We start from the raw sequence: 3,258 nt of genomic DNA, 5'->3' as shown, positions 1-3,258 counted from the left end.
CAAACGTTTAGGAGTTAATCAATTAAGGCTGTTCAGCAGAACAATAAATCCCGCTCAGCCCGTGACATGCGCCGTTCGCACGACGCTCTCGAGGCTAGCACCCTGTCCGTAGAAAAGACCACCGGTGAAGTTCACCTGCGTCACCACGTATCGCCAGAAGGCGTATACCGCGGTCGTAAAGTGATCGACAAGGGCGCTGACGAGTAATCCTTGTCCGCTCAAGTCATCGCGATTGACGCAATGGGCGGGGACTTCGGTCCCCGCAGCATTGTTCAGGCCAGTATTGCTTGCCTGTCTGCTACCCCCTCGCTGCACCTGGCCCTTGTCGGTCAACCTTTCCTCCTAGAAGAACTGATTTCCGGCCATTCGGCTGTGGATCGCGCGCGCCTGACGGTTGTTCCTGCCGCAGAAGTCATTGGCATGGACGAAAAACCTTCCCAGGCTTTGCGTGGCAAGCCGGACTCCTCCATGCGGGTGGCGCTCGAGCTGTTGCGCGATGGCAAGGTCCAGGCCTGTGTCAGCGCCGGCAATACCGGTGCGCTGATGGCGTTGTCGCGTTATGTGCTGAAAACCCTTCCGGGCATCGATCGGCCGGCGATGGTCGCAGCTATCCCGACCCAGCGTGGCTATTGCCAGTTGCTGGACCTGGGGGCCAATGTCGATTGCAGTGCCGAGCATCTGTTTCAGTTTGCGGTCATGGGGTCGGTGGCGGCCGAGACTCTGGGGATCGTTCGTCCGCGGGTGGCATTGCTCAATGTCGGCACCGAAGACATCAAGGGCAATCAGCAGGTCAAGCTGGCGGCGAGTCTGTTGCAGAATGCCCGGGGCCTGAACTACATCGGTTTTGTCGAGGGTGACGGGTTGTACCGCGGCGAGGCTGATGTGGTGGTGTGTGACGGTTTTGTCGGCAATATCCTACTCAAGTCCAGCGAAGGGCTGGCGACCATGATCGCCGCGCGTATCGAGGCCTTGTTCAAGCAGAATGCGATTTCCCGGGTGGTGGGGGCTCTGGCGTTGCCGCTGATGCGGCGTCTGCAGGCCGATCTGGCACCGGCGCGACACAACGGTGCGAGTTTTCTCGGGTTGCAGGGAATCGTCGTGAAAAGTCACGGTTCCGCAGGTGTTCAGGGGTTCCAGAGTGCCATTCAGCGGGCGTTGATCGAGATCCAGGAAAACCTCCCCGAGCGCCTGCGCGGCCGTCTCGAGGATCTGTTGCTTTAGGCGTTTGCGCTCGGAAATGCTTAAATGTGACCGCTCAGTTCAATTGGCCATCCAACTGTCAGTTTCTTGCGTCCACCACGGTGCGACGTCAATTCTTCGACGACAAGATCATTAGGGGCTTGTTACATGTCTGCATCCCTCGCATTCGTCTTTCCAGGACAGGGCTCGCAGTCCCTCGGCATGTTGGCCGAGTTGGGCGCGCAGTACCCGCTGATCCTCGAAACCTTCAAAGAAGCTTCCGATGCACTGGGCTACGATCTCTGGGCTCTGACCCAAGAGGGTCCCGAAGAGCTGCTCAACCAGACCGATAAGACCCAGCCGGCCATTCTGACCGCCTCGATCGCCCTGTGGCGTCTGTGGCTGGCGGAAGGCGGTGCGCGCCCGGCATTCGTTGCCGGCCACAGCCTGGGTGAATACAGCGCGCTGGTTGCCGCTGGCAGCCTGACCCTGGGCGAAGCCGTGAAGCTGGTAGAGCGTCGCGGTCAACTGATGCAAGAAGCCGTTCCTGCGGGGCAGGGCGGCATGGCGGCGATTCTCGGCCTGGAAGATGCCGATGTGCTGGCGGCTTGTGCCGAAGCCGCGCAAGGCGAAGTGGTCAGCGCGGTCAACTTCAACTCCCCGGGCCAGGTGGTGATCGCTGGCGCCAAGGCCGCCGTCGAGCGTGCCATCGAGGGTTGCAAGGCCCGTGGTGCCAAACGCGCCATGCCACTGCCAGTCAGCGTGCCGTCGCACTGCGAGCTGATGCGTCCGGCCGCCGAGCGTTTCGCCGAGGCGATTGCCGCCATCAACTGGCAGGCGCCGCAGATCGCCCTGGTGCAGAACGTCAGCGCCAGCGTGGCGCCGGATCTCGAGACCCTCAAACGTGACCTGCTGGAGCAGTTGTACAAGCCTGTACGTTGGGTGGAGTCGGTGCAGACCCTGGCCGCCAAAGGCGCTACCCAGTTGGTCGAGTGCGGTCCGGGCAAGGTCCTGGCGGGTCTCAACAAGCGCTGCGCCGAAGGCGTATCGACCTCTAACCTGAATACCCCAGATGCCTTCGCTGCCGCCCGTGCAGCGCAGGCCTGAATTAGGAGAAGCCTGCATGAGTCTGCAAGGTAAAGTTGCACTGGTTACCGGTGCCAGCCGCGGTATTGGCCAGGCCATCGCGCTTGAGCTGGGTCGCCAGGGTGCGATCGTCGTGGGTACCGCGACTTCCGCTTCGGGTGCCGAGCGTATCGCTGCCACCTTGAAGGAAAACGGCATTCAAGGCACCGGCCTTGAGCTCAACGTCACCAGCGACGAGTCCGTTGCTGCCGCCCTGGCCAGCATTCAGGAGCAGTTCGGCGCGCCGGCGATCCTGGTGAACAACGCCGGTATCACTCGTGACACCCTGATGATGCGTATGAAAGACGACGAATGGTACGACGTGATCGATACCAACCTGAACAGTCTGTATCGCCTGACCAGGGGCGTTCTGCGCGGCATGACCAAGGCTCGCTGGGGTCGAATCATCAGTATTGGTTCGGTGGTGGGTGCCATGGGCAACGCTGGCCAAGTAAACTACGCCGCCGCCAAGGCGGGTCTGGAAGGTTTCAGTCGTGCTCTGGCGCGTGAAGTCGGCTCGCGGTCGATTACCGTGAACTCGGTTGCCCCGGGTTTCATCGATACCGACATGACCCGCGAACTGCCTGAAGCGCAGCGTGAAGCCCTGCAGATACAAATTCCGCTGGGTCGTCTGGGGCAGGCTCAAGAGATCGCGCAAGTGGTCGCTTTTCTTGCATCCGACGGCGCGGCATACGTGACCGGGGCTACAATCCCGGTGAACGGCGGGATGTACATGTAAGTCAAATGTGACGGATTGCTTCAAAAAAATGTCATACGAGCTGTCTAAAATCCGTTATAAAGCTGCAACCAATTTATAGGCAGGTGGCTGAAGGGTTTGAGGAGTGAAGCTTTCAGTTGAAAAGCTGAAAAGTCTTTCTATACACTTACCCACCCGGCAAAGTGCCGAAGCCTCGCTGGCCTGTGCGCTGGCGCTGTGCGGCTGGCTGACCGGGC

Annotated in this window: 4 protein-coding genes; all 4 read left to right on the top strand. The window is 60.5% G+C overall.

The annotated features are described in order from the left end of the window. Positions 1 to 66: 66 nt before the first annotated feature. The 4 genes from rpmF (at position 67) to fabG (ending at position 3,043) form a co-directional block, all read left to right on the top strand. Positions 67 to 207 carry a 50S ribosomal protein L32 gene (gene rpmF / locus ACQKQA_RS28870; protein ID WP_122784277.1) on the top strand — a complete coding sequence of 47 codons (141 nt, stop codon included), beginning with the start codon at positions 67 to 69 and terminating at the stop codon, positions 205 to 207. A 3-nt stretch (positions 208 to 210) separates the two neighbouring features. Then, positions 211 to 1,221, top strand: a complete 1,011-nt coding sequence (gene plsX, locus ACQKQA_RS28865) for a phosphate acyltransferase PlsX (protein ID WP_427564606.1) — start codon at positions 211 to 213, stop codon at positions 1,219 to 1,221. Between the two features lie 126 nt (positions 1,222 to 1,347). Beyond that, positions 1,348 to 2,286 (top strand): ACP S-malonyltransferase, encoded by a 939-nt coding sequence (gene fabD, locus ACQKQA_RS28860; protein WP_427564605.1) that lies wholly within the window; start codon positions 1,348 to 1,350, stop codon positions 2,284 to 2,286. A gap of 16 nt (positions 2,287 to 2,302) precedes the next feature. Then, positions 2,303 to 3,043: a 3-oxoacyl-ACP reductase FabG gene (gene fabG / locus ACQKQA_RS28855; protein WP_427564604.1), complete on the top strand. Its 741-nt coding sequence runs from the start codon at positions 2,303 to 2,305 to the stop codon at positions 3,041 to 3,043. Positions 3,044 to 3,258 lie beyond the last annotated feature (215 nt).

Source organism: Pseudomonas sp. NPDC089530 (assembly GCF_050280705.1).
Lineage (GTDB): Bacteria > Pseudomonadota > Gammaproteobacteria > Pseudomonadales > Pseudomonadaceae > Aquipseudomonas.
The sequence above is the reverse complement of the archived record's forward strand: the minus strand, read 5'-3'. Positions and strand labels throughout refer to the sequence as shown.